This window comes from Kitasatospora sp. NPDC032757 (assembly GCF_055579305.1).
In genome coordinates this window covers 130,559-155,110 of the sequence record NZ_JBVINN010000018.1, presented here as the reverse complement: position 1 = coordinate 155,110, position 24,552 = coordinate 130,559, and the positions used below count along the sequence as shown (strand labels likewise).

Genomic DNA, 24,552 nt, shown 5'->3' with positions numbered 1-24,552 from the left:
CGGCACAAACCCGCCCACTGGCACGCCAAGGCCGCCCTCAACGGCTTCGGCGCACTCCTCACCGGCATCGCCGCCGTCGTCGTCACCGGCACCAAATTCACCGAAGGCGCCTGGGGCATCTGCCTCGCCCTGCCCCTGCTCGTCGCCCTCTTCGAGGCGATCCACCGCAGCTACGCCCGGATCGGCGAACGCCTGGAGCTGGGCCGCATCCCCGGCCCCCTCACCCCGCAGCGCAGCCTGGTCGTCGTCCCCGTCACCGCGATCACCCGCCTCACCCGCGACGCCCTCTCCGCCGCCCTCTCCCTCGGCGACGAGGTCATGGCCGTCACCGTCGTCCACGACGGCGCCGAGGCGGAGGCGCTGCGCCGGGACTGGGAGCTCTGGCAGCCCGGGGTGCCGCTGGTGGAGATCCCGGACGGCCACCGCCGGCTCGGCCCGCCGATCGCCGCCCTCGTCAACGACCTCGCCACCGAGCACGCCTACGACCGCCTCACCGTCCTGATCCCCGAGGTCGAACCGGCCCGCCCCTGGCAGCGCGCCCTGCAGAACCGGCGCGGCGCCGTCATCGACCGCGCCCTGCGCCGCCACACCGACGCGGTGGTCTGCCGGCTCCGGATGCGGATGTAGCGCACCGGGACGACGGAGGCGAATTGAGGATATATGTCCCAAATGTTCGATCCGATCGTCATATCTTGACGATGTCTTAACGGGGGGGCTCAATGCCCTCGAAACGCCCCCGACCGGCCCGGTACGGCCCGCACATAGCGGCTTCGACCTGCGGGAACACTCCGCCCAATGGGCGTGCCGGGCCCGCGGGACACTCCGCCGAGGCTTATTGCCAGCCCGTTTCAGGCCCTTACGCTCGCCCATGTGTTCAACGTGCCCCAGGCGCTCAAGCGCCTAGTGATCGGCAAGGCCATGCGCAGCGAGGAGCTGGGCGAGACGCTGCTCCCCAAGCGGCTGGCCCTTCCGATCTTCGCTTCCGACCCGCTCTCCTCGGTCGCCTACGCGACCCAGGAGATCCTGCTGGTGCTCACCGTCGGTGGCACCGCCTTCCTGTACCTGACCCCGTGGGTCGCGGCCGGTGTGGTCGCGCTGATGGCGGTCGTCGTGATGTCGTACCGCCAGGTCGTGCACGCCTACCCGAGCGGCGGCGGCTCGTACGAGGTGGTGTCCCGCAACCTGGGCGCCAACTCCGGCCTGGTGGTGGCGGCGTCACTGCTGGTCGACTACGTGATGACGGTCGCGGTGTCGGTGGCCTCGGGCGTCGACAACATCATCTCGGCGCTGCCCTCGCTGGCCGACTACCGGGTCGAGCTGGCGGTCGGATTCGTCGTCCTGCTGGCGGCGATGAACCTGCGCGGGGTCCGGGAGTCCGGCAAGGCCTTCGCGGCGCCGACGTACCTGTTCATCGGCGGCATCGTGCTGATGGTGGTCACCGGCCTGATCAAGGCGGCCTTCGGGGACACCCCGGTGGCGGCCAGCGCCTCGTACGGGATCCTGCCGGTGGACGGGAAGGACGCCCTGGCCGGCCTCGGCCTGCTGATGCTGGGCCTGCGGGCGTTCGCCTCCGGCTGTACGGCGCTGACCGGCGTCGAGGCGATCTCCAACGGTGTGCCGGCGTTCCGGGCGCCCAAGTCGAAGAACGCCGCCGCCACGATGGCCGTGATGGGCACCACGGCCGTGGTCATGTTCGTCGGCATCACCGCGCTGGCCCTGATGGCCAAGGTGCACATCACCGACGACGCCTGCCAGCTGACCGGCTTCCCCGGGGACTGCCACACCGCGCCGCAGCAGACCGTGATCGCCCAGCTGGCGGCCGCGATCTTCGGCGGGGACCAGAGCTTCCTCTTCTACTTCATCCAGGCCGTCACCGCGCTGGTGCTGATCCTGGCGGCCAACACCGCGTTCAACGGCTTCCCGCTGCTGGCCTCGATCCTGGCCGAGCACCGCTACCTGCCCCGGCAGATGCACACCCGCGGCGACCGCCTCGCCTTCTCCAACGGCATCATCGCGCTCGCGGTGGTGGCCGGCGGGCTGCTCTGGCTGTACGACGCGGACGTCACCAGCCTGATCCACCTCTACATCCTGGGCGTCTTCACCTCCTTCACGCTCTCCCAGATCGGCATGGTGAAGCACTGGAACCGGGTGCTCGGCGGCGAGACCGACCCGGCCGTCCGCGGCTCGGCGCAGCGCTCCCGGGTGATCAACGCGTTCGGCGCGGTCACCACCGCGCTGGTGCTGGTGATCGTGCTGCTGACCAAGTTCACCCAGGGCGCCTGGCTGGCCGTGGTCGCGGCGATCGTGCTCTGGGTGATGATGCGCGGCATCCGCCGGCACTACGACAGCGTGGCCGAGGAACTGGCGGTGGACGACCCGCGGGAGGAGTCGGTGCGGCCGTCCAGGGTGCACGGGATCGTGCTGGTCTCCAAGCTGCACAAGCCCACCCTGCGGGCGCTCGGCTACGCGCAGGCGTTCCGGCCGGACTCGCTGGAGGCGCTGACCGTCGCGGTGGAGAGCGACGCCACCCAGGAGCTGGAGCGGCAGTGGGAGGAACTGGACGTCCAGGTGCCGCTGAAGGTGCTGGACTCGCCCTACCGGGAGATCACCAAGCCGGTCGTCCAGTACGTCCGTGAGTACCGCCGGAGCAGCCCGCGGGAGGCGGTGGCGGTCTTCATCCCCGAGTACGTGGTCGGGCACTGGTGGGAGCACCTGCTGCACAACCAGTCGGCGCTCTGGCTGAAGAGCCGGCTGCTGTTCACCTCCGGCGTGATGGTGATCAGCGTGCCGTGGCAGCTGACCTCCTCCAGCAAGGCGTACCACCCGTCCCGCCGCGCCCCGGGCGCGGTGCGCCGCGGTGAGCCGGCGGCGAGGTCGGAGTACGAGAAGCTGCCGGCGCCCGAGAACGCCTGACGGACAGCCGGCCGGGCCCCGGACAGCACCGCTGTCCGGGGCCCTTCACGTGCCCGGACACGGGCGGAGCCCGCGCGGGGACGCCCCCGTATGGACCTCGTCAACAATCGAACGGGCACCGTATGGAGGGCGTCAAGAACGGCGGTAACGCCCTGTGAGGGCGCTTTGCTGGCTCTGCCGGCCCTCCGCCGGTGCCGCACCGGGCCCGTCGAGGGCCGGCCGCGGCCACCTCCGAACCACTGTGGTGGAGCCCATGTCGGATCTCATCTACGTCGGTGTCACGGTCGCCGTGTTCGCCGTCATCGCCCTGATCGCGCGGGGGGTGGAGAAGCTGTGACCGCCGAGAACGTCGCAGGTCTCATCGTGGCCGTCGCCCTCGTCGGCTACCTCGTCGTGGCGCTGATCTACCCGGAGAAGTTCTGACATGAGCTCCACTCTCGCGGGCTGGCTGCAGGTCCTCGCGCTCATCGGCGCCCTGGCCCTGTGCTACCGCCCCCTGGGCGACTACATCGCCCACCTCCTCACCTCCAAGAAACACCTCAGAGCCGAGCGCGGCCTCTACAAGGTCATCGGGGTGGACGGTGACGCCGACCAGCGCTGGCCGGCGTACCTGCGCTCGGTGCTGGCCTTCTCGGCCGTCTCCGTGCTCTTCCTCTACGGCCTGATCCGGCTGCAGGGCCACCTGCTGCTGAACCTCGGGGTCGAGCAGATGCCCGGCCACCAGGCCTGGAACACCGCGATATCGTTCGTCGCCAACACCAACTGGCAGTCCTACAGCGGCGAGTCCGCGATGGGGCACCTGGTGCAGATGGCGGGCCTGGCGGTGCAGAACTTCGTCTCGGCGGCGGTCGGCATCGCGATCGTGGCCGCGTTCATCCGCGGTTTCACCCGCAACCGGACGGACCGGCTGGGCAACTTCTGGGTGGACCTCACCAGGATCACCCTGCGCCTGCTGCTGCCGATCTCGGTCGTCTTCGCCGTCGCCCTGATCGCGACCGGCGTGGTGCAGAACTTCCACGGCTTCCACGAGGTCGCGACCCTGGCCGGCGACCCGCAGGCGATCCCGGGCGGACCGGTGGCCTCGCAGGAGGTCATCAAGGAGCTGGGGACCAACGGCGGCGGCTTCTTCAACGCCAACTCGGCGCACCCGTTCGAGAACCCGACCGGGCTCAGCAACTTCCTGGAGATCTTCCTCATCCTGCTGATCCCGTTCGCGCTGCCGCGGGCCTTCGGCAAGATGGTGGGCGACCACCGCCAGGGCTACGCGATCGTCGCGGTGATGGGCCTGTTCTGGGTGGCCTCGGTCGCGCTGATCACCTTCTTCGAGGCGCAGCACTCCGGTACGGCGATGCAGGCGGCCGGCGGGGCGATGGAGGGCAAGGAGCAGCGGTTCGGCATCGCGGCCTCCGGCCTGTTCGCGGCGTCCACGACGCTGACGTCGACCGGTGCGGTGAACTCCTTCCACGACTCGTACTCGCCGTTCGGCGGCGGGCTGACGATGTTCAACATGATGCTGGGCGAGATCGCGCCCGGCGGCACCGGTTCGGGCCTGTACGGGATGCTGGTGCTGGCCATCGTCGCGGTCTTCGTGGCCGGTCTGATGGTCGGCCGCACCCCGGAGTACCTGGGCAAGAAGCTGGGCGGGCGGGAGATGAAGTTCGCCTCCCTGTACATCCTGACCACGCCGACGATCGTGCTGGTCGGCACGGGTGTGGCGATGGCACTGCCCGGCGAGCGGGCGGGGATGCTCAACTCCGGTGCGCACGGCTTCTCCGAGGTGCTGTACGCCTTCACCTCGGGCGCGAACAACAACGGTTCGGCGTTCGCGGGAATCACCGTCAACACGGACTGGTACGACACCGCGATCGGCCTGGCGATGGTGTTCGGCCGCTTCCTGCCGATGGTGTTCGTCCTGGCGCTGGCCGGCTCGCTCGCGCAGCAGCAGCCCGTCCCCGCCACCCCGGGCACCCTGCCCACCCACAAGCCGCTGTTCGTGGGCCTGCTGTCGGGCGTCGTCCTGATCGTCGTCGGCCTCACCTACTTCCCGGCCCTGGCCCTCGGGCCGATCGCGGAAGGTCTCTCCTGATGTCGTCCACCCTTACCGAGAAGCCGGCCCCGCTGCCGGAGGCGCCCGCCGCGACGCCGCACAGAGTCTCCGGCGGCCTGCTGGACCCGAAGCTGCTCGTCTCGTCGCTGCCCGACGCGGTGAGGAAGCTCGACCCCCGGGTGATGGTGAAGAACCCGGTGATGTTCGTGGTCGAGGTCGGCTCGGTGGTCACCACCGTCGCCGCGATGGCCGATCCGTCGGTGTTCGCCTGGTCGATCACCGTCTGGCTCTGGCTGACCACGATCTTCGCCAACCTGGCCGAGGCCGTCGCCGAGGGCCGCGGCAAGGCGCAGGCGGACACCCTGCGCAAGACCAAGACCGACACCATGGCCCGTCGGCTGCTCGACTGGCCGAGGAGTCAGGCGGAGGAGGAGGTCTCCGGGACGGCGCTGCGGCTGGGCGACCACGTGGTGGTCGAGGCCGGGCAGATCATCCCGGGCGACGGTGACGTCGTCGAGGGCGTCGCGTCCGTCGACGAGTCGGCGATCACCGGTGAGTCGGCTCCGGTGATCCGCGAGTCGGGTGGTGACCGCAGCGCGGTGACCGGCGGCACCAAGGTGCTCTCGGACCGGATCGTGGTGAAGATCGCCTCCGAGCCGGGCAAGTCGTTCATCGACCGGATGATCGCCCTGGTCGAGGGCGCGGCCCGGCAGAAGACGCCGAACGAGATCGCGCTCAACATCCTGCTGGCCTCGCTGACCATCGTCTTCCTGGTCGCGGTCGTCACCCTCCAGCCGATGGCCACCTTCGCGGGCGCCCCGCAGTCGACGATCGTGCTGGTCGCCCTGATCGTGGCGCTCATCCCGACCACGATCGGCGCGCTGCTCTCCGCGATCGGCATCGCCGGCATGGACCGGCTGGTCCAGCGCAACGTGCTGGCGATGTCCGGCCGGGCCGTCGAGGCGGCCGGCGACGTCAACACCCTGCTGCTCGACAAGACCGGCACCATCACCCTCGGCAACCGCCAGGCCGCCGAGTTCCTCTCCGCCACCGGCGTCTCCACCGAGGAGCTGGCGGACGCCGCCCAGCTCTCCTCGCTGGCCGACGAGACCCCGGAGGGCCGCTCGATCGTCGTCCTCGCCAAGGCGGGCTACGGCCTGCGGGCGCGTGCGCAGGGCGAGTTGACGCACGCCACCTGGGTGCCGTTCACCGCGCAGACCCGGATGTCCGGCGTCGACCTGGACGAATCGGACGTCGTGGGGCGCGGCGACTCGGGCACGGGTGGTGGCGGGCGACGCGCGGGCGGCCTGCACCAGATCCGCAAGGGCGCCGCCGCCGCCGTCACCACCTGGGTGGCGAACAACGGCGGAACCGTCACCGACGAGGTCTCCACCCTGGTGGACGGCATCTCGGCGGCCGGCGGCACCCCGCTGGTGGTGGCGACCAAGGCGGGTGCGGACCCGGCCAAGGTCCTGGGGGTCATCCACCTCAAGGACGTGGTCAAGGAGGGCATGCGGGAGCGGTTCGACGAGCTGCGCCGGATGGGCATCAAGACCATCATGATCACGGGCGACAACCCGCTGACCGCCAGGGCGATCGCGGAGGAGGCGGGCGTGGACGACTTCCTCGCCGAGGCCACCCCCGAGGACAAGATGGCCCTGATCAAGAAGGAGCAGTCCGGCGGCAAGCTGGTCGCGATGACGGGTGACGGCACCAACGACGCCCCCGCCCTCGCCCAGGCCGACGTCGGTGTCGCGATGAACACCGGGACCATGGCGGCCAAGGAGGCCGGCAACATGGTCGACCTGGACTCCAACCCGACCAAGCTGATCGAGATCGTCGAGATCGGCAAGCAGCTCCTGATCACCCGCGGCGCGCTCACGACCTTCTCGATCGCCAACGACGTCGCGAAGTACTTCGCGATCATCCCGGCGATGTTCGCGGCGGTCTACCCGGGCCTGGACAAGCTCAACGTCATGGGCCTGCACAGCCCCCAGTCCGCCATCACCTCGGCGATCATCTTCAACGCCCTGGTCATCGTCGGCCTCATCCCGCTCGCCCTGCGCGGCGTCAAGTACCGCCCGTCCGACGCCAGTTCGCTGCTGCGCCGCAACCTCGGGCTGTACGGGTTCGGCGGGCTGGTCGTCCCCTTCGTCGGGATCAAGCTGATCGACATCGTCGTCCAGTTCATCCCCGGTCTGAGCTGAGAGAGGAGAACCCCAGATGTCCAAGCCCCTGCCCACCACCGTGCGCACGCACTTCACCGCGCTGCGGATGCTGCTGGTGATGACGGTGATCCTCGGCCTCGCCTACCCGCTGCTGGTCACCGGCATCGGCCAGGCCGCCTTCAGCGGGAAGGCCAACGGCTCGATCGTGAAGACCGCCGACGGCAAGGAGATCGGCTCCAGCCTGCTGGGCCAGAACTACGACCTGCCGAAACAGAACCCTTCCGGTTCGACAACGGGGGACGACGCGAACGAGGAGGCCAAGCCGGACCCGCAGTGGTTCCAGCCCCGGCCCGGCGCCCACGATCCGAAGAGCTCCGGCGCCTCCAACCAGGGCCCGAACAGCGAGGACCTCACCAAGACCGTCGAGGAGCGGCGCAAGGCCGTCGCCGCGTTCGACGGCGTCGACCCGGCGACCGTGCCGGTGGACGCGGTCACCACCTCCGGCTCCGGCCTCGACCCGCACATCTCGGTCGCCTACGCCAAGGAGCAGGCCGACCGGGTCGCCAAGACCCGCGGCAACGTCTCGCCCGAGACGCTGAACAAGCTCATCGAGAAGTACACCGAGGGCCCCTCGCTCGGCTTCCTCGGCCAGGAGGGCGTCAACGTCGTCCTGCTCAACAAGGCCCTGGCCCAGCAGAAATGACGGAGGCAGAAGTGACGGCCGACCGGCTGGACCAGTGAGACGGGCCGACCCGGGCCGGGGCACCACCCCGCGCCCGGGTCGGCCGACGTACGCCCTGACCCTCGTACGAAGAAGACGAAAGAGCAGCGCCCATGGCCCGCGACCTCACCCCCGGCACCGGCCCCCGCCGCGGCCGGCTGAGGGTGTACCTCGGTTCCGCCCCCGGTGTCGGCAAGACCTACCGGATGCTGGACGAGGCCCGGCGCAGACAGGAGCGCGGCGCGGACGTCGTGGTCGGCTTCATCGAGTGCCACGGGCGCCGGCACACCGAGTCCATGCTCACCGGCCTGGAGACCGTTCCCCGGCTCAACCGCTCCTACCGCGAGGCCGAGTTCGACGAGATGGACCTCGACGCGGTGCTGCGGCGCAAGCCCACGGTCGCGCTGGTGGACGAGCTGGCGCACACCAACATCCCCGGCGGCCGGCACGCCAAGCGCTGGCAGGACGTCGAGGAGCTGCTCGACGCCGGGATCGACGTCATCACCACCGTCAACGTCCAGCACCTGGAATCGCTGAACGACGTCGTCCAGAAGATCACCGGCATCCCCCAGCGCGAGACCGTCCCGGACGAGGTGGTCCGCCGGGCCGACCAGATCGAACTCGTCGACATGGCCCCCCAGGCGCTGCGCCGCCGGATGGCCCACGGCAACGTCTACAGGGCGGAGAAGGTGGACGCCGCGCTCTCCAACTACTTCCGGGTCGGCAACCTCACGGCCCTGCGCGAGCTCGCCCTGCTCTGGGTGGCCGGGCGGGTCGACGAGGGGCTGCGCGACTACCGGGCCAGCCACAACATCGACCGCGTCTGGGAGACCCGCGAACGCGTCGTGGTCGCCCTCACCGGCGGACCCGAGGGCGAGACGCTGATCCGCCGCGCCGCCCGGATCTCCGACCGTACCGCCGGCGGCGACCTGCTCGCCGTCCACGTCACCCGCAGCGACGGCCTGGCCGGCGCCTCCGCCGGCGCGCTCGCCCAGCAGCGGCAGCTGGTCGAGACCCTCGGCGGCAGCTACCACGTGGTCGTCGGCGACGACATCCCCACCGCGCTGCTCGCCTTCGCCCGCGCCCACGACGCCACCCAGCTCGTCCTCGGCACCAGCCGGCGCGGCCGGATCACCCGCTTCCTCACCGGCCCCGGCATCGGCGAGACCACGGTGGACGCCTCCGAGGACATCGACGTCCACATGGTCACGCACGAGTTCACCGGCCGCGGCCGGCTGCCCTCGCTCGGCCGCCGCCACTCCAAGCGCCGCACCATCGCCGGCTACCTCGCCGGGCTGGTGCTGCCCTGGCTGCTCACCGCCCTGCTCTCGCAGGCGCACGGCACCGTCAACCTCACCACCGACGCGCTGATCTTCCAGCTCGGCGTGGTGATCGTCGCCCTGCTCGGCGGCGCCACCTCCGCCCTGCTGGCCTCGGTCGTCGCCTCGGTGCTGCTGAACTACTTCTTCATCCCGCCCGTCCACACCCTGACCATCGGCGAGACCAACAACATCGTCGCGCTGGTCGTCTTCGCCGCCGTCGCGCTCGCCGTCTCCACCGTGGTCGACCACGCGAGCCGGCTCACCACCCGGGCCGCCCGGGCCACCGCCGAGGCCGAGACCCTCTCCACCCTCGCCGGCAGCGTGCTGCGCGGCGCCGACGCGCTGCCCGCCCTGCTGGAGAAGTCCCGGACGGCCTTCGGAATGGACTCCGTCGCCCTGCTGGAACGCACCGGCGGCGAGGTGCTGGCCCGCTGCGACGACGACGGCCGGACCGACGATGGCCGCGACGGAGACGTTCGGACCGGCCGGGAGGACGGAGTCCGGAGCGGCGAGCCGGCGGAGACCACCGAGATCCCCGTCGGCGCCGACGCGGTGCTCGTCCTCACCGGCCGCCGGCTGCCCGCCGCCGACCAGCGCGTGCTCACCGCCTTCGCCGCGCACGTCGCCGCCGCGCTGGAACGCGACCGGCTCGCCGTGGTCGCCGCCGAGGTCGAGCCGATCAAGGCCGCGGACCGGATGCGCACCGCCCTGCTCGCCGCCGTCAGCCACGACCTGCGCACCCCGCTGGCCGCCGCCCTCGCCTCGGTCGGCTCACTGCGCAGCCCGGACGTCGAGTTCTCGCCCGAGGACCAGGCCGAACTCCTGGCCACCGCCGACGAGTCCCTGGTCAAGCTCACCCGGCTGGTGGACAACCTGCTCGACATGAGCCGTCTCCAGGCCGGCGCCCTCACCCTCCACCTCGCCGAGACCCACCTCGACGAGATCCTGCCCCGGGCGCTGGACACCCTCCCCGACCCGTACGCGCCGGTCCAGCCGCTGGACCTGGACGCGGTGCCGGCCGTGCTGGTCGACCCGCCGCTGCTGGAACGCGTCCTCGCCAACGTCATCACCAACGCGCTGCGGCACAACGCCCCCGGCGCCCCCGTCCTGGTCGCCGCCAGCCACCACCAGGGCCGGGTCGAGATCCGCGTCATCGATCGCGGTCCCGGCATCGCCCCGGAGGACCGCGACCGCGTCTTCCTGCCCTTCCAGCGCCTCGGCGACACCGACAACACCACCGGTGTCGGCCTCGGCCTCGCCCTCTCCCGCGGCCTCGCCGAGGCCATGGGCGGCAGCCTGGAGGTCGAGGACACCCCCGGCGGCGGCACCACCATGCTGCTCACCCTGCCCGCCGCGCAGACCGTTCACGACGACCGTCCGGGAGGGGCGCCGCATGAGTGAGATCCTGATCGTCGACGACGAACCGGCGCTGCTGCGCACCCTGCGGATCAACCTCAGCGCCCGCCGGTACGCCGTCCGGACGGCCGCCAGCGGCGGCGAGGCCCTGGACCGCGCCGCGCACACCGCGCCCGACGCCGTCCTGCTCGACCTCGGCCTGCCCGACCTGGACGGCATGGACGTCATCCGGGGCCTGCGCAGCCGCAGCGACGTGCCGATCATCGTGCTCTCCGGCCGCTCCGGCGCCGCCGACAAGGTGGACGCGCTCGACGCCGGGGCGGACGACTACCTCACCAAGCCGTTCCTGATGGAGGAACTGCTGGCCAGGCTGCGCGCCGTGCTGCGCCGGCTGCCCGGCGCCCCCGCCCCGGCCGCGCCGGTGATCGGCGACCATGCCGTGGACCTCGCCGCGACCACCGTGACCGGCCCGGACGGCCCCGTCCGGCTCACCCCGACCGAATGGCGGATCCTCGCCCTGCTGCTCGCCAACCCGGGCCGGCTGGTGCCCGGACGGCAGATCCTGCGCGAGGTCTGGGGCCCGGCGCAGGAGGGGCACGGCAACTATCTGCGGGTCTACCTGGCCGGGCTGCGCCGCAAGCTGGAACGCGACCCGGCCCGGCCGCGCCACCTGATCACCGAGCCCGGCATCGGCTACCGGTACGAGCCCTGACCAGACGTCATCTCTACGGATTGGCAGTAGACCGGTCATTGGCAGGCAACGTACGCCGATGCCGGTCAGCTGGGGTCACATATGGGCGTGGCAAGCGCGACCCCGTCTCTCACTCGTGCTCTGTGATCCTGCCTCCGGGTAGCGGTCAGGGCTTGGCCGTCACGAGGGCCTACGGACCTGAGTGAGAAGCCGCCCCGCTCGCGGGGTGGAGGAGTCACGTGGGGGATGCCTGGGGCTTCTCCAGAGCCGCCGCCCAAGGTGGCCGACAGGTGAGGGAGGGGCGTGCGGCCCAGCGCCAATCGTCCCCGAACCACCGTCCATGTCAGCCCCCGCCCGCGCTGCCCGACTGCCGGGGCAGCGCCAGCGCCACCGTGTCGGCGAACTCCCGCACCGCGCTGGTCCGGCTGACCACCCGTCCGCTGTGCACCACCAGCCGGCTGTGCCCGCCCGCGAGCGCCCCCGCCAGGCTGTCCCCGCGCACCGCCAGCAGTTCCGCCGGGAACCCGGCGTCCACCCGGACCGGCGGCAGCCCGAGCGCCGCGCGGGCCTGGTTGGCCACGGCGTCGTACGCCGCCTCCGGAGCCAGCACACCGCCCGCCGCCAGCAGGTACGCGGCCTCCAGCGGATCCGCCCGCCCCACCGGGTTGGCCGGGTCGCGCAGCGCGCCGCTGCCCGCCGCGAGCGGCACCCGGGCGTCCACCAGCTCGCGCAGCAGCCCCGGCCGCAGGCCGCCCGGCCGGCCCTCCAGCCCGGTGCAGCAGCCGTTCTGCGGCAGACAGACCACCCGGACGCCACTGGTGGCCAGCACCGTCGGGGCGCCCGGAGCCAGCGACCCGCACGGGCCGAGCACCACCCGCGGCCGCAGCGGCGCCAGCGCGCTCGCCAGCCGGGCCAGCTGCGCCGGGTCGGCGCCGGTGGTGTGCAGGTCGACCGGGCAGTCCGCCTCCCGGGCGGCCTCCACCAGCAGCTGGACGTAGCCGGCCGGGTCCGGGTCGAGTTCGGGGCAGCCGCCGGCCGCCGTGGCGCCCAGCTTGAGCGCGTCGCGCAGCTGGGCCCGGCCGTCGGCCCCGGCCCGGCCGGTGAGCAGCCGGGGCATGGCGACGGCCTGGAGCTCGGCGAGCCCGCGCAGCGCCTGCCGGGCGGTGAGCACCGCCTCCAGCCTGCGCAGCCCGTGCACGTCGCCGATCCGGACGTGGGTGCGCTGGGCGGTGGCGCCGTAGCCGAGCGAGGTGAGCGCGGCCTCGGTGACCCGCCGGGTGAGGTCGGAGGGGGTCTCCGGCGGCGGGCTGGGCAGGGCGGCGGCGAAGGCGACGTCGTAGTGGGCGTGCGCCTCGGCGGGGGCCGGCAGCAGCAGGTAGCCCTTGAGGTCGATCCGGGCGCCGGTGGTGGCCGTGGGGGCGCCGGGGAGGGCGGGCAGCGGGCCGAGGCTGCCGGCGGTGCCGACGGCCTGGATCCGGTCGCCGCTGATCCGTACGTCCACCACCCGGCCGTCGACGAGCCGGGCGTCGGTGAGCAGCAGGACGGGGCCGTGCCCGAGCGGGTTGGCCGCCGGGCCGGGCCCGGAGTGCGGCCCGTCGGCGGCTGCGCTGTCCATCGCCCGGCTCCTTCTCGCGCTGGCCCGTCGAGTTGCCCGGCCCGTCCCGATCAATGAGCGACGAGCCTATGGCGCGCGGGCGCGGGGCGCCGGGAGGCGGGCAATAGTCGTATCGGGTCGGGCCGCGCCGCCGGAGGGCCGTTCGAACGCCCGGCCTTCGATCGCTCGCCCGTGCACGCCGCCGACCTGCGGTCTTCGCGCCGGGATACGGATTTCACCTCTGGGCGCGGAACGTGTAATCTCTTCCTCGTTCGCCCCTATAGCTCAGTCGGTAGAGCGTCTCCATGGTAAGGAGAAGGTCTGCGGTTCGATTCCGCATGGGGGCTCTGGTGAAAAGGAGTCAGCTTCGGCTGTGCTCCGGATCACTGTGGCGGTGTAGCTCAGTTGGTAGAGCAAGCGGCTCATAATCGCTGTGTCACCGGTTCAAGTCCGGTCACCGCTACCCCGCGTAGTCGGTCGGGAGATCGCACTCCCGGTCGGCTACTCTTGTTGTGTTCTTATTCATTGTCCAAGGAAGGCACTCCCGTGGCTGCCACCGACGTCCGCCCGAAGATCACGCTGGCCTGCGTGGAGTGCAAGGAGCGGAACTACATCACCAAGAAGAACCGGCGTAACGACCCGGACCGTCTTGAGATGAAGAAGCACTGCCCCCGCTGCAACTCGCACACCGCGCACCGCGAGACCCGCTGACCCTGTTGCAGGGCGCCGGGCCTGTGTGAATCAGGTCTTCGACTCCGGGCCGCACCCTCTCTGGGTGCGGCCCGGAGTCTTTTTTCGTCATCCACCGGACTTTCGAGGAGTTGCCCGTGGCACTCGACCCCTCCTTCATCGGGCGGACGTACCCGCCCACCGAGCCGTACGAGGTCGGCCGGGAGAAGATCCGCGAGTTCGCGGTCGCCGTGGGTGACGCCAACCCGGCGTACACCGACCCGGAGGCCGCCAAGGCGCTCGGCCACCAGGACGTCATCGCCCCGCCGACCTTCCCGTTCGTGCTGACCTTCCGGGCCGCCGCCCAGGTGGTCCAGGACCCGGAGCTGGGCCTGGACTACAGCCGCGTGGTGCACGGCGACCAGAAGTTCGCCTACACCCGCCCGGTGCGGGCCGGTGACCGCCTCTCGGTCGCCGTGACCATCGACAACATCAAGTCGCTCGCCGGCAACGACGTGCTCACGGTGCGCGGCGAGGTGTCGGACGCCAGCGGCGAGCACGTGGTGACGTCGGTCATGACCCTGGTGGCCCGGGCCGCCGACGAGGCGGGGGAGTAACGCCATGGCGATCAGCTTCGACGAGGTCGCGGCCGGCACCGAGCTGCCCGCGCAGTCCTTCCCCGTGACGCGCGCCACGCTGGTGCAGTACGCGGGCGCCTCCGGCGACTTCAACCCGATCCACTGGAACGAGAAGTTCGCCAAGGAGGTGGGCCTGCCGGACGTCATCGCGCACGGCATGTTCACCATGGCCGAGGCGGTCCGGGTGGTCACCGACTGGGTCGGCGACCCGGGAGCGGTGGTCGAGTACGGCGTGCGGTTCACCCGTCCGGTGCCGGTGCCCAACGACGGGGTCGGCTCCGTGATCGAGGTCACCGGCAAGGTGGCCAAGCTGCTGGACGACCGGAAGGTCCAGGTCGACCTGGTGGCGACGTACGGCGGCCAGAAGGTGCTGGGCATGTCCCGCGCCGTCGTCCGGCTGGCCTGAGCGCACGACGGGGGCAGGGCCGGCCCCGCCCCCGAGGACGCGTACGGGGGAGGGGCCGCCCCCGCTCCTCCCCGTACGCTGGGGGCGTGCTGGTAGAACTCGACGCCCCCCTCGCCCCGCTGACCACGCTCCGCCTCGGCGGTCCGGCCCGCCGCCTGGTGACCGCGACCACCGACGACGAGGTGGTCGCCGCCGTCCGCGAGGCCGACGCCGCCGGCGAGCCGCTGCTGGTCATCGGCGGCGGCTCCAACCTGGTGATCGGCGACGCCGGCTTCGCCGGGACGGTGCTGCGCATCGCCACCACCGGCTTCGCGCTGGACGGCACCACCCTGGAGCTGGCCGCCGGCGAGGTCTGGGCCGAGGCGGTGGCCCGGACGGTGGAGCACGGCCTGGCCGGCATCGAGTTCCTGGCCGGCATCCCCGGCTCGGCCGGTGCCACGCCCGTCCAGAACGTCGGCGCGTACGGCCAGGAGGTGGCGCAGTCCGTCACCGAGGTGGTCGCCTACGACCGCCGGGCCGGCGAGGTCGTGACGCTCTCCGGCGCCGCGTGCGAGTTCTCCTACCGGCACAGCCGCTTCAAGGCCGACCCGGACCGCCACGTCGTGCTGCGGGTCCGTTTCGCCCTGGCGGACAACGGCGGGCTCTCCACCCCGGTCCGCTACGCCGAGACCGCCAGGCACCTGGGCGTCGAGCAGGGCGAGCCGGTCGGGCTGCGCACGGCCTACGACGCCGTGCTGCGGCTGCGCGCGGGCAAGGGCATGGTGCTCGACCCGGCGGACCACGACACCTGGTCGGCGGGATCCTTCTTCACCAACCCGGTACTGACCGCCGAGCAGTACGACGCCTTCCTCGCCCTGGCCGCCGAGCGCGACCTCACCGCCCCCGCCTACCCGGCGCCGGACGGCTGCACCAAGACCTCGGCCGCCTGGCTGATCGACAAGGCGGGCTTCGGCAAGGGGTACGGCAGCGGTCCGGCCACCCTCTCCACCAAGCACACCCTGGCCCTGACCAACCGCGGTGCGGCCACCGCCGAGGACCTGCTGGCGCTGGCCCGGGAGATCCGCGACGGTGTCCGGGCGGCGTTCGGCGTCGAGCTGGTCAACGAGCCGGTCATGGTGGGCGTCAAGCTCTAGCGGGCGTCCACTGAGGGGCGTCCGCCAGCCAGGCGTCGATGTCCGCCAGCAGCTCCTTCTGCGTGCTCTCCGGCGCGCGCGAGCCGCGCACCGACTGGCGGGCCAGCTCGGCGAGTTCGGCGTCGTCGAAGCCGAGCACGTCGCGGGCCAGGTCGTACTGGGCGGCCAGCCGGGTGCCGAACAGCAGCGGGTCGTCGGCGCCCAGCGCCAGCGGCACGCCCGCGTCGAACAGCCGGCGCAGCGGGACGTCCTCGGCCCGCTCGTAGACGCCCAGCGAGACGTTGGACGAGGGGCAGACCTCACAGGTGACCTGACGGTCGGCCAGCCGCTGCATCAGCCGGGGGTCCTCGGCGGCCCGGACGCCGTGGCCGATCCGGCCCGCACCGAGGTCGTCCAGGCAGTCCCGGACGGACTCCGGGCCGGCCAGCTCGCCGCCGTGCGGGGCGGCCAGCAGCCCGCCCGTGCGGGCGATGTCGAATGCCCGGTCGAAGTCCCGGGCGAGGCCGCGCCGCTCGTCGTTGGAGAGGCCGAAGCCGACCACGCCCTGGTCGGCGTACCGGACGGCCAGCCGGGCCAGCGTCCGGGCGTCCATCGGGGACTTCATCCGGTTGGCCGCGACCAGGACGCGGATGCCGACGCCGGTGACCTCGGCGGCGTGCCGGACGGCGTCCAGGATCAGCTCCAGCGCGGGGATCAGGCCGCCGAGCCGGGGCGCGTACGAGGTCGGGTCGACCTGGATCTCCAGCCAGCGGGAGCCGTCCCGGCGTTCGTCCTCGGCGGTCTCCAGGACCAGCCGGCGGATGTCGGACTCGTCCCGCAGGACGGACCGGGCGGTGTCGTAGAGGCGCTGGAAGCGGAACCAGCCGCGTTCGTCGGTGGCCCGCAGCCGGGGCGGCTCGCCGGAGCTGAGTGCCTCCGGCAGGCGGACGCCGTGCTTGTCGGCCAGTTCCAGCAGGGTGGCGGGTCGCATCGAGCCGGTGAAGTGCAGGTGCAGGTGGGCCTTGGGGAGGTCCCTGACGTCTCGCGGAATCAGCAGGCGTTCCATCCGCCGATACTGCCGCATCGGGCCCGGATACGGGAACCGCCCCCTTCGTGTCCCCCGAAGGGGTGAAGGGGGCGGTCGCGTCGGGCGGGTGCCGTCAGGCGGTCGCCTCGCCGAGCAGCTTCTGCATCCGGGCGACGCCCTCGACCAGGTCGGTGTCGCCCAGCGCGTACGACAGGCGCAGGTAGCCCGGGGTGCCGAAGGCCTCGCCGGGGACGACCGCGACCTCGGCCTCGTCCAGGATCAGCGCGGCCAGCTCGCCGGAGGTCTGCGGGCGCTTGCCCCGGATCTCCTTGCCCAGCAGGCCCTTGACGGACGGGTAGACGTAGAACGCACCCTCGGGCTCGGGGCAGACGACGCCCTCGATCTCGTTGAGCATCTTCACGATGGTCCTGCGGCGCCGGTCGAAGGCGGTGCGCATCTCGTGCACGGCGGCGAGGTCACCGCTGACGGCGGCGATCGCGGCGCGCTGCGCGACGTTGGAGACGTTGGAGGTGGCGTGCGACTGCAGGTTGGTCGCGGCCTTGACGACGTCCTTGGGGCCGATCACCCAGCCCACCCGCCAGCCGGTCATCGCGTAGGTCTTGGCCACGCCGTTGACGACGATGGTCTTGTCGGCCAGCTCGGGCAGCAGGGCCGGCAGCGAGGTGAACGTCGCGTCGCCGTAGACCAGGTGCTCGTAGATCTCGTCGGTCAGCACCCAGAGGCCGTGCTCCAGCGCCCACTCGCCGATGGCCCGGGCCTCGGCCTCGGTGTACACCGCGCCGGTCGGGTTGGACGGCGAGACGAAGAGGACCACCTTGGTGTTCTCGGTGCGGGCGGCCTCCAGCTGCTCGACCGAGACCTTGTAGCCGGTGGTCTCGTCGGAGACGACCTCCACCGGGACGCCGCCGGCCAGCTGGATCGACTCCGGGTAGGTGGTCCAGTACGGGGCCGGGACGATGACCTCGTCGCCCGGGTCGAGGATCGCGGCGAAGGCCTCGTAGATCGCCTGCTTGCCGCCGTTGGTCACCAGGACCTGGGAGGCGTCCACCGCGTAGCCGGAGTCGCGCAGCGTCTTGGCGGCGATCGCGGCCTTCAGCTCGGGCAGGCCGCCGGCCGGGGTGTACCGGTGGTTCTTCGGGTCGCGGCAGGCCTCGACGGCCGCCTCGACGATGTAGTCCGGGGTGGGGAAGTCCGGCTCGCCGGCGCCGAAGCCGATCACCGGCCGGCCGGCCGCCTTGAGGGCCTTGGCCTTGGCGTCCACGGCGAGGGTCGCGGACTCGGCGATCGCGCCGATCCGGGCGGAGACCCTCCGGTCGGCGGGGCGGACGGAACTGTCGGGCTGCGGGGTGGAAGCGCTCATGCCTGCATGGTCGCAGAACCGGGACGGACCGGGCATGGGGGTTTCACCATCTGTACGGGCTCGTCCGCATGGCGGCCGGAGGCGGTGCGGTCGGTGCCCGGTCGCGGCGCGGTGGCGGCCGGGTCGTGACCGGGTCGTGGCTGCTCGGGAGGGAAACCGGGAAAAAGAAGAGGTTCGACCAAACCCCCCTCGACCACGTACACTCACTGCTCGACGGCCACCGAGAAGCCAAGACTTCCACCGCCTGTGCATACAGCGGGGGGAGATGCGGTAGGTTGGTGGTCGCTACAGGAGCCGTAAGGCGCCGTAGGGCAATAGCTCAATTGGTAGAGCACCGGTCTCCAAAACCGGCGGTTGGGGGTTCAAGTCCCTCTTGCCCTGCTGCTTGATCCGTATTCAGCCCGTTCGCTCCACAGAGCGAACGGGCTTGATGCGGAGAGGGCACCGAACAGCACCGCTTTAGCCGGCCGCTCGTGCCCGATCGGGTACGCAGGTGATGCTCGGCAGGACCCGGATTCAGGTGAGGACGAGTGACGGAGACCACGGGCTCCACCGCAACGCCTGAGAGCGGCAACCCCGAGGGTGCCGACGGCGCTGACGAGACCACGCCGGCCGGCGAGTCGCGCCGCGACCGCAAGCGAGGCCGCTCGGGCGACAAGAAGTCCGGCAAGCGGGCCAAGAAGGGCGTCTTCGCCCGCCTGGCCCTGTTCTACCGCCAGATCATCGCCGAGCTGCGCAAGGTCGTCTGGCCCACCCGCAGCGAGCTGGTCAACTACACCACCGTCGTGGTCGTGTTCGTCGTGGTCGTGATGGCTTTCGTCGCAGCCCTCGACTACGGGTTCTCGAAGCTCAGCCTCTGGGTCTTCGGCTGACCGAGCCGCCCCACCTTTGAAACAGCTTTCCGACCCGGGCCGATTCTTCGGTCCGGGTCGAGCTGTCGGCGCCGGACGTACGAGGCCGCTACCGTTGACTCGGTACTGTTGAAGTCTCCGAGGCATCTCCTGGCGCCCGCGTGAGCGGTAGCGGCGCCGGAGCGGTCCCGGAGCGCGCCACCTTCACCATCTCCAGGAAAGAAGCAGCCACCGTGTCTGAGTCCCCCCTGTACGACGCCGACGAGACCGTCCGCGAGGCGGATGTCGCCGCCGAGCTGGACGCGGCCGAGCTGGCTGACGAAGCCGAGTCCGCCGAGCAGATCGTGGACGCCGCGGACAGCGACGAGGACGAGGCCGAGGCGTACGACGAGGCCGAGGCCGGCGAGCCGGCCGAGGAGGCCGCGCTGCACGTGGAGGCCGACGAGGAGCTCGCCGCCGAGGAGTCCGCGGAGGCCGCCGACGAGGCCGACGAGGCTGCCGACGAGGCCGAGGCCGTCGTCGAGGCCGAGGTCGACCCGGTCGCCAAGTTCCGCGAGGACCTGCGCTTCATGCCCGGCGAGTGGTACGTGATCCACACCTACGCGGGCTACGAGAACCGGGTGAAGCAGAACCTGGAGCAGCGCGCGGTCTCGCTCAACGTCGAGGAGTACATCTTCCAGGCCGAGGTGCCGCAGGAGGAGGTCGTCCAGATCAAGAACGGCGACCGCAAGACCATCCGCCAGAACAAGCTCCCCGGCTACGTCCTGGTGCGCATGGACCTCACCCCGGAGTCCTGGGGCGTCGTGCGCAACACCCCCGGTGTCACCGGCTTCGTCGGCAACGCCTACGACCCGTACCCGCTGACCCTGGACGAGGTCGTCAAGATGCTCGCCCCCGACGTCGAGCGCCAGGCGGCCAAGGAGGCCGGCAAGCCCTCGCCGGTCAAGCCGAGCGAGATCCAGGTGCTCGACTTCGAGGTCGGCGACTCCGTCACCGTCACCGACGGCCCCTTCGCCACCCTGCAGGCGACCATCAACGAGATCAACCCGGACTCGAAGAAGGTCAAGGGCCTGGTCGAGATCTTCGGCCGGGAGACCCCGGTCGAGCTCTCCTTCGACCAGATCCAGAAGAACTAGCACTGAGCTTCGGCTTCGGGGCGGGGCTGCGGCTCCGCCCCGAAGTCGTTTTGGTCCAGCGGCGCATCCGCGTTAGCCTGGTCCGATGTGTGTGCTGGCGGCCGGGTGTCGCCCCGGTCCGGCATGCACCAGCAATCACCTCTCGGAAGGACCCGGAGAGAAATGCCTCCCAAGAAGAAGAAGGTCACGGGGCTTATCAAGCTCCAGATCAACGCCGGTGCGGCCAACCCGGCGCCGCCGGTCGGCCCCGCGCTGGGCCAGCACGGCGTCAACATCATGGAGTTCTGCAAGGCCTACAACGCTGCGACCGAGTCGCAGCGCGGCATGATCGTGCCGGTGGAGATCACGGTCTACGACGACCGTTCCTTCACCTTCATCACGAAGACGCCGCCGGCCGCGCGCCTCATCCTGAAGGCCGCGGGCGTGGAGAAGGGCTCCGCCGAGCCGCACAAGACCAAGGTCGCCAAGCTCACGGCCGCCCAGGTCCGCGAGATCGCCACGGTCAAGCTCCCCGACCTGAACGCCAACGACCTGGACGCCGCGTCCAAGATCATCGCCGGCACCGCCCGGTCGATGGGCATCACGGTCGAGGGCTGATCACCCTTCTCGTCCATGTGGTAGGGCCTGCGCGGCCCGTACATACCACGACTCCATTCCCCACTCAGGAGCAGCAGTGAAGCGCAGCAAGGCTCTGAAGGCCGCGGACGCTCAGGTCGACCGCGACCGCCTTTACGCCCCCCTCGAGGCCATCCGCCTCGCCAAGGCGACCAGCACCAGCAAGTTCGACGGCACCGTCGAGGTCGCCATGCGTCTGGGCGTTGACCCGCGCAAGGCCGACCAGATGGTCCGCAGCACCGTGATCCTCCCGCACGGCACCGGTAAGACCGCTCGGGTCCTGGTCTTCGCGACCGGCGAGCGTGCCGAGGCCGCGCGTGCTGCGGGCGCCGACATCGTTGGTGCCGACGAGCTCATCGACGAGGTCGCCAAGGGCAAGCTGGACTTCGACGCCGTCGTCGCCACCCCGGACCTCATGGGCAAGGTCGGCCGCCTCGGCCGCGTGCTCGGTCCCCGTGGCCTGATGCCGAACCCGAAGACCGGCACCGTCACCCCCGATGTCGCCAAGGCTGTCAACGACATCAAGGGCGGCAAGATCGAGTTCCGCGTCGACAAGCACTCGAACCTGCACTTCATCATCGGTAAGGCCTCCTTCACCGACGAGCAGCTGGTCGAGAACTACGCCGCCGCGCTGGACGAGGTGCTCCGCGCCAAGCCGTCCGCCGCCAAGGGTCGCTACATCAAGAAGACCGCGATCTCCACCACGATCGGCCCCGGCATCCTGGTCGACCCGAACCGCACCCGCAACCTCCTGGTCGAGGAGGACCCGGCCGCCGTCTGAGCCCCGAGCTCACACCGGTAGCCGCGTCCTGGGCGCAGCAGTAGTCCGTACGACGGGCCCGTACCCCCTTCACCGGGGGTGCGGGCCCGTCGTCGTGTCCGGCCCGGGCCGTGCTCCCGGGGCGGTCGTCCTCCGAGCGGTCGTCGTGTCCGGATCGAGACCGGGCCGGGGAGGACGTGTGGTGCGGCTCGTCGTACGCTCAGCCGGTCAGATCATGTGAATTACCGTGTGACCGTCGGAGTGTGCCGTGCCGCCCGCCCTTCGCCCCGCCGTCTGGGGGGCGGCCCTGCTGCTGCTCGCCGGCTGTCTCACCGCCTGCAGCCTGCTGGCCGTCTCGGGGGACCGCACGCCGGCCGGCGCGCCCGCCACCGTCCGGCCGCCCAAGCAGGTGCTGCTCTCGGCCGCGCAGAACCTGGACGACTCCGGTGGCACGCGCGTGCAGGTCACCGAGGAGGGCCCGGCCGGGCGGCGCACCGCCTCCGGGGCCGTCTCCTGGGGCGCCCGGGACGCGGTCGAGCTGGCCGTCACCGACGAGCTGGGCACCGCCCGGCTCGAGGCCCGGGACGGCGCGCTCGACCTCGCGTACGACGGGGCGCCGGCGAAGCGGGCCGAGCGGGCCGATGCCGAGTCGCTGGATCCGCGGGCGCCGGGCGCGGCGTACGCGGGCGGCTGGCTGAGCGGGCTGATCGCCAACCCCGGCGGCCCGGCGCATTCGATGGCCCTGGCCGGGAGGCTCACCTCGCTCGGCGGCGAGCAGCTGGCCGGCACCACGGTGGCGCACTACCAGGGCTCCGCGCCGGTGGCCGACTTCTTCGGCGCCGACCAGGGGCTCTCCGCCGACCGGCTCGCGGTCCTGCTCGCCTACTACCGGCAGCGCGGGGTCACGGCGATCGGCTACGACTTCTGGGTCGCCCCCGGTGACCGGCTGCTCCGGCTCCGCGCCACCGTCCAGGGCGGCACCGCCAAGGTGGTCACCACGACCGACCTCTCCGACCTCGGGCCGGTTGCGGAGACCCCTGCCGCGACGGGCTGAGCCGTTCGGGGGGTGGCCGTTGTCAGGCGGACTTTGACGATCCGTTAGAGTCCGCTGCGTATTACCTGACAATCGGGCCTCATTGGGGGTTTCTTCATGCGTGCTCTGCGCCTCGCTTCCGTCGTCGTCACAGCCGCCGTCCTGGTCGGAGGACTGACGGCCTGCGGCGGTGACGGCAACACGGACACCAAGTCCGCGGAGGGCCCGGCCGCCGGCAAGTCCTCCGGCCTCGACCCGAAGGCCGCGCTGGCCGCCTCGGCCGTGGTGATGCAGAAGGCCGCCAACGGCAACGTCGAGCTGGCGCTGCCCGACAACTCCATGGCCGGTACGGCCCAGTGGAGCAAGAGAACCGATGTCGACGTGGCCGGCAAGGGCAAGGCGTCCACCAAGACGCGGGTGGTCGGCGACGACATCTTCCTCGGTGGCGGCGCCGACGTGACGGCCGCCCTGGGTGGCAAGCACTGGGCCAAGGTCACCCCCCAGGACCCGGGCGTGGGCCCGATGGCCGGGATGTTCCTGACCGTGACCCAGCTGAGCAACCCGGTGCTCCAGCTCACGGTGGCGGCCCAGGTCGGCAAGCCGACCAAGGTCGGGGCCGAGGCCGTCGGCGGGGTCGACACCACGCACTACCGCGCGGTCGAGGATGTCGCCAAGCTGACCGAGGCGATGAGCGCGCTCGGCAACGACCAGCGCACCGCCGTCCAGCAGACCCTCGCCGCGGGCGGCAACACGATGACCGTCGACTTCTGGATCAACGGCGCCCAGGAGCTCGTCCAGCTCAAGGGCTACGGCAACAAGAACGGCGAGCAGCAGGCCGTCACGGTCAAGTACTCGGGCCTGGGCGCCGCGCCCAAGATCGAGGCGCCGGCCTTCGCCGACGTCGGCAAGAGCTCCGACTTCTCCAAGCTCTTCGGCGGCTGAGCCCAGGGGGCTCTCCCTCCGGTCCCGGCCCCGGTCCCGGCTCCGACCCCGGCGCGTCGCGGGGCGCGCCGGGTTCACCGGGCCGGGCCAGGGGGGCGCCACCGGCCGGCCGGGCAGTTGGTGGCAAGGTGGCTCGGAACAGGCGCAACAGGGACGGAAGGGGAGCGGGCCATGGCGGTGCGGCAGCGGCTGGCGGCGGCGGTGGCCGCCGCGCTGCTGGCGGGCGGGCTGACGGCGTGCGGCGGGAACGGCGGCACGCCGCCGACGCCCTCCGGGACGCCGACGCCGACCAGCGCCTCCCCGACCGGCCCGGCCAAGCCGACCGACCGGTCGCCGCACGGTGTCCTGCTCTCCGCCCAGCTCGCCATGCAGACCGCGCGCCGGGCCAAGGTCAGCTACCGGCTCGGGCCGGACGCCGGCTCCGGCCCGCTGTTCTGGCTGCCGAAGACCGCCCTCCAGGTCAAACGTTCCACCCCGGCCGAGGCCGAGCAGCTGATCGTCGTGGACACCGTGGCCTACCAGGGCGGTGACGCCGCCACCGCGGCCCGGCTCGGCGGCCGGCACTGGGAGCGGTTCAGCGGCGCGCCGGGCCCGGACGGCCACCGCGAGATCCCGTACGCCGGGCTGATCGACCTGCTCAACCCGGTCGAGGTGCTGGCCGCCGCGACCGCGGACGGGGTGGCGGCGCAGTACGTCGGCGAGGAGAAGGCCGAGGACTCGACGGTCGAGCACTACCGGGTCACCACCAACGCCGAGCGGTACGCGGCCGCGCAGACCCAGCTGAGCCAGGCCCGCCGGGACGGCCTGCGTGCCGCGCTCGCCCCCGGCGGATCGGCCTCGCTGACCCTGGACCTCTGGCTGAACGACAAGGACCAGCTGGTGAAGCTCCAGCGCACCGGCACCGGGGAGAGCGGCCGGGCCGACGACTCGGTGCTCTACTCCGAGTTCGCCGGCGCCCTCTCGGCCCAGGCCCCTGCCGAGGCGGACACCGTCGACGCGGGCACCCGCAACGTCTCCCCGCTGGCCCGCTGAGCCGGCCCGCCGACCAGTCCCGTCCGGCCCGTCCGGCCCGTCCGCGGGCGGTGGTCCTGGGCGATTTGCCCCGGACGGCGGGGTCCGGCTACTGTTGCCGAAGCCAAAGACCGCTGGTTGTCGCCGCGCCCCCGCAAG

Annotated in this window: 21 protein-coding genes, 3 tRNA genes and 1 pseudogene; 22 read left to right on the top strand and 3 right to left on the bottom strand. The window is 71.8% G+C overall.

Translation table 11 applies throughout. The features are described 5' to 3' along the window. The 8 genes and pseudogenes from ACZ5WK_RS21415 to ACZ5WK_RS21380 form a co-directional block, all read left to right on the top strand. Positions 1-627: pseudogene (locus ACZ5WK_RS21415) on the top strand (amino acid permease); the annotation flags it as partial. A 291-nt stretch (positions 628-918) separates the two neighbouring features. Further along, the gene (locus ACZ5WK_RS21410; RefSeq protein ID WP_465548976.1) at positions 919-2,913 is read left to right on the top strand and encodes an APC family permease; all 1,995 of its coding nucleotides are present in this window, start codon (positions 919-921) and stop codon (positions 2,911-2,913) included. A 333-nt stretch (positions 2,914-3,246) separates the two neighbouring features. After that, positions 3,247-3,336 carry a K(+)-transporting ATPase subunit F gene (gene kdpF / locus ACZ5WK_RS21405; RefSeq protein ID WP_465548966.1) on the top strand — a complete coding sequence of 30 codons (90 nt, stop codon included), beginning with the start codon at positions 3,247-3,249 and terminating at the stop codon, positions 3,334-3,336. Position 3,337: 1 nt separating this feature from the next. Next, entirely contained in the window at positions 3,338-4,999 is a 1,662-nt protein-coding gene (gene kdpA / locus ACZ5WK_RS21400; RefSeq protein WP_465548964.1) for a potassium-transporting ATPase subunit KdpA, read from the top strand. Then, on the top strand, positions 4,999-7,167 hold the full coding sequence (gene kdpB / locus ACZ5WK_RS21395; protein ID WP_465548962.1) for a potassium-transporting ATPase subunit KdpB: 2,169 nt from the start codon (positions 4,999-5,001) through the stop codon (positions 7,165-7,167). The genes kdpA and kdpB overlap by 1 nt, the downstream gene beginning before the upstream one ends. Before the next feature lie 16 nt (positions 7,168-7,183). After that, on the top strand, positions 7,184-7,831 hold the full coding sequence (kdpC, locus tag ACZ5WK_RS21390; protein WP_465548960.1) for a K(+)-transporting ATPase subunit C: 648 nt from the start codon (positions 7,184-7,186) through the stop codon (positions 7,829-7,831). A gap of 131 nt (positions 7,832-7,962) precedes the next feature. Then, positions 7,963-10,572, top strand: coding sequence for an ATP-binding protein (locus tag ACZ5WK_RS21385; protein ID WP_465548958.1), 2,610 nt, complete (start codon positions 7,963-7,965; stop codon positions 10,570-10,572). Next, entirely contained in the window at positions 10,565-11,239 is a 675-nt protein-coding gene (locus tag ACZ5WK_RS21380; protein ID WP_396321502.1) for a response regulator, read from the top strand. Before ACZ5WK_RS21385 ends, ACZ5WK_RS21380 begins: the two co-directional genes overlap by 8 nt. 322 nt (positions 11,240-11,561) lie before the next feature. Here the strand turns inward: ACZ5WK_RS21380 and ACZ5WK_RS21375 are convergent, their stop codons facing one another. Next, positions 11,562-12,833 (bottom strand): amidohydrolase family protein, encoded by a 1,272-nt coding sequence (locus tag ACZ5WK_RS21375; protein WP_465548956.1) that lies wholly within the window; start codon positions 12,831-12,833, stop codon positions 11,562-11,564. A gap of 253 nt (positions 12,834-13,086) precedes the next feature. Here ACZ5WK_RS21375 and ACZ5WK_RS21370 point away from each other — a divergent pair. From ACZ5WK_RS21370 to ACZ5WK_RS21345, 6 genes are all read left to right on the top strand, one after another. Next, a tRNA-Thr gene (locus ACZ5WK_RS21370) sits at positions 13,087-13,159 on the top strand. Positions 13,160-13,202: 43 nt separating this feature from the next. Continuing rightward, positions 13,203-13,275 (top strand) — tRNA-Met (locus tag ACZ5WK_RS21365). Positions 13,276-13,358: 83 nt separating this feature from the next. Further along, positions 13,359-13,523, top strand: a complete 165-nt coding sequence (gene rpmG / locus ACZ5WK_RS21360) for a 50S ribosomal protein L33 (protein WP_006604855.1) — start codon at positions 13,359-13,361, stop codon at positions 13,521-13,523. 116 nt (positions 13,524-13,639) lie between these two features. Then, positions 13,640-14,098 (top strand): MaoC family dehydratase N-terminal domain-containing protein, encoded by a 459-nt coding sequence (locus ACZ5WK_RS21355; protein ID WP_148644350.1) that lies wholly within the window; start codon positions 13,640-13,642, stop codon positions 14,096-14,098. A 4-nt stretch (positions 14,099-14,102) separates the two neighbouring features. Next, positions 14,103-14,525, top strand: a complete 423-nt coding sequence (locus tag ACZ5WK_RS21350) for a MaoC family dehydratase (RefSeq protein ID WP_465548954.1) — start codon at positions 14,103-14,105, stop codon at positions 14,523-14,525. A gap of 89 nt (positions 14,526-14,614) precedes the next feature. After that, a complete protein-coding gene (locus ACZ5WK_RS21345) occupies positions 14,615-15,658 on the top strand; it encodes a UDP-N-acetylmuramate dehydrogenase (RefSeq protein WP_465548974.1) in 1,044 nt (347 codons plus the stop codon). Here the strand turns inward: ACZ5WK_RS21345 and ACZ5WK_RS21340 are convergent. Then, complete coding sequence (locus ACZ5WK_RS21340) at positions 15,648-16,703, bottom strand: adenosine deaminase (protein ID WP_465548952.1); 1,056 nt, start codon at positions 16,701-16,703, stop codon at positions 15,648-15,650. The genes ACZ5WK_RS21345 and ACZ5WK_RS21340 overlap by 11 nt on opposite strands. Positions 16,704-16,797: 94 nt before the next feature. Further along, a complete protein-coding gene (locus tag ACZ5WK_RS21335) occupies positions 16,798-18,045 on the bottom strand; it encodes a pyridoxal phosphate-dependent aminotransferase (protein WP_465548950.1) in 1,248 nt (415 codons plus the stop codon). A gap of 308 nt (positions 18,046-18,353) precedes the next feature. Between ACZ5WK_RS21335 and ACZ5WK_RS21330 the strand changes: the two genes are divergently transcribed. The 8 genes from ACZ5WK_RS21330 to ACZ5WK_RS21295 all read left to right on the top strand — a co-directional run bounded on the left by ACZ5WK_RS21330 (position 18,354) and on the right by ACZ5WK_RS21295 (position 24,414). Continuing rightward, positions 18,354-18,426: transfer RNA gene (locus tag ACZ5WK_RS21330), tRNA-Trp, on the top strand. A gap of 149 nt (positions 18,427-18,575) precedes the next feature. Beyond that, the gene (secE, locus tag ACZ5WK_RS21325; RefSeq protein WP_465548948.1) at positions 18,576-18,917 is read left to right on the top strand and encodes a preprotein translocase subunit SecE; all 342 of its coding nucleotides are present in this window, start codon (positions 18,576-18,578) and stop codon (positions 18,915-18,917) included. A gap of 212 nt (positions 18,918-19,129) precedes the next feature. Further along, entirely contained in the window at positions 19,130-20,032 is a 903-nt protein-coding gene (gene nusG / locus ACZ5WK_RS21320) for a transcription termination/antitermination protein NusG (protein ID WP_396321496.1), read from the top strand. Positions 20,033-20,194: 162 nt separating this feature from the next. Next, positions 20,195-20,629 carry a 50S ribosomal protein L11 gene (rplK, locus tag ACZ5WK_RS21315; protein WP_376155943.1) on the top strand — a complete coding sequence of 145 codons (435 nt, stop codon included), beginning with the start codon at positions 20,195-20,197 and terminating at the stop codon, positions 20,627-20,629. A gap of 76 nt (positions 20,630-20,705) precedes the next feature. Further along, complete coding sequence (gene rplA / locus ACZ5WK_RS21310; protein WP_396321495.1) at positions 20,706-21,428, top strand: 50S ribosomal protein L1; 723 nt, start codon at positions 20,706-20,708, stop codon at positions 21,426-21,428. A gap of 247 nt (positions 21,429-21,675) precedes the next feature. Next, positions 21,676-22,461, top strand: a complete 786-nt coding sequence (locus tag ACZ5WK_RS21305; protein WP_465548945.1) for a hypothetical protein — start codon at positions 21,676-21,678, stop codon at positions 22,459-22,461. 96 nt (positions 22,462-22,557) lie between these two features. Beyond that, a complete protein-coding gene (locus ACZ5WK_RS21300) occupies positions 22,558-23,382 on the top strand; it encodes an SCO4651 family lipoprotein (RefSeq protein WP_396321493.1) in 825 nt (274 codons plus the stop codon). A gap of 171 nt (positions 23,383-23,553) precedes the next feature. Then, a complete protein-coding gene (locus ACZ5WK_RS21295) occupies positions 23,554-24,414 on the top strand; it encodes an SCO4651 family lipoprotein (protein WP_465548943.1) in 861 nt (286 codons plus the stop codon). Positions 24,415-24,552: the final 138 nt, after the last annotated feature.

What these genes read in the sequence shown, in the direction of transcription:
- ACZ5WK_RS21300 (WP_396321493.1), top strand. Translation starts at nt 22,558, where the DNA reads ATGCGTGCTCTGCGCCTCGCTTCCGTCGTCGTCACAGCCGCCGTCCTG.
- ACZ5WK_RS21340 (WP_465548952.1), bottom strand. Translation starts at nt 16,703, where the DNA reads ATGGAACGCCTGCTGATTCCGCGAGACGTCAGGGACCTCCCCAAGGCC.
- ACZ5WK_RS21385 (WP_465548958.1), top strand. Translation starts at nt 7,963, where the DNA reads ATGGCCCGCGACCTCACCCCCGGCACCGGCCCCCGCCGCGGCCGGCTG.
- kdpC (WP_465548960.1), top strand. Translation starts at nt 7,184, where the DNA reads ATGTCCAAGCCCCTGCCCACCACCGTGCGCACGCACTTCACCGCGCTG.
- kdpA (WP_465548964.1), top strand. Translation starts at nt 3,338, where the DNA reads ATGAGCTCCACTCTCGCGGGCTGGCTGCAGGTCCTCGCGCTCATCGGC.
- ACZ5WK_RS21410 (WP_465548976.1), top strand. Translation starts at nt 919, where the DNA reads ATGCGCAGCGAGGAGCTGGGCGAGACGCTGCTCCCCAAGCGGCTGGCC.
- ACZ5WK_RS21380 (WP_396321502.1), top strand. Translation starts at nt 10,565, where the DNA reads ATGAGTGAGATCCTGATCGTCGACGACGAACCGGCGCTGCTGCGCACC.
- ACZ5WK_RS21350 (WP_465548954.1), top strand. Translation starts at nt 14,103, where the DNA reads ATGGCGATCAGCTTCGACGAGGTCGCGGCCGGCACCGAGCTGCCCGCG.
- kdpB (WP_465548962.1), top strand. Translation starts at nt 4,999, where the DNA reads ATGTCGTCCACCCTTACCGAGAAGCCGGCCCCGCTGCCGGAGGCGCCC.
- ACZ5WK_RS21335 (WP_465548950.1), bottom strand. Translation starts at nt 18,045, where the DNA reads ATGAGCGCTTCCACCCCGCAGCCCGACAGTTCCGTCCGCCCCGCCGAC.
- ACZ5WK_RS21375 (WP_465548956.1), bottom strand. Translation starts at nt 12,833, where the DNA reads ATGGACAGCGCAGCCGCCGACGGGCCGCACTCCGGGCCCGGCCCGGCG.
- ACZ5WK_RS21295 (WP_465548943.1), top strand. Translation starts at nt 23,554, where the DNA reads ATGGCGGTGCGGCAGCGGCTGGCGGCGGCGGTGGCCGCCGCGCTGCTG.
- rplK (WP_376155943.1), top strand. Translation starts at nt 20,195, where the DNA reads ATGCCTCCCAAGAAGAAGAAGGTCACGGGGCTTATCAAGCTCCAGATC.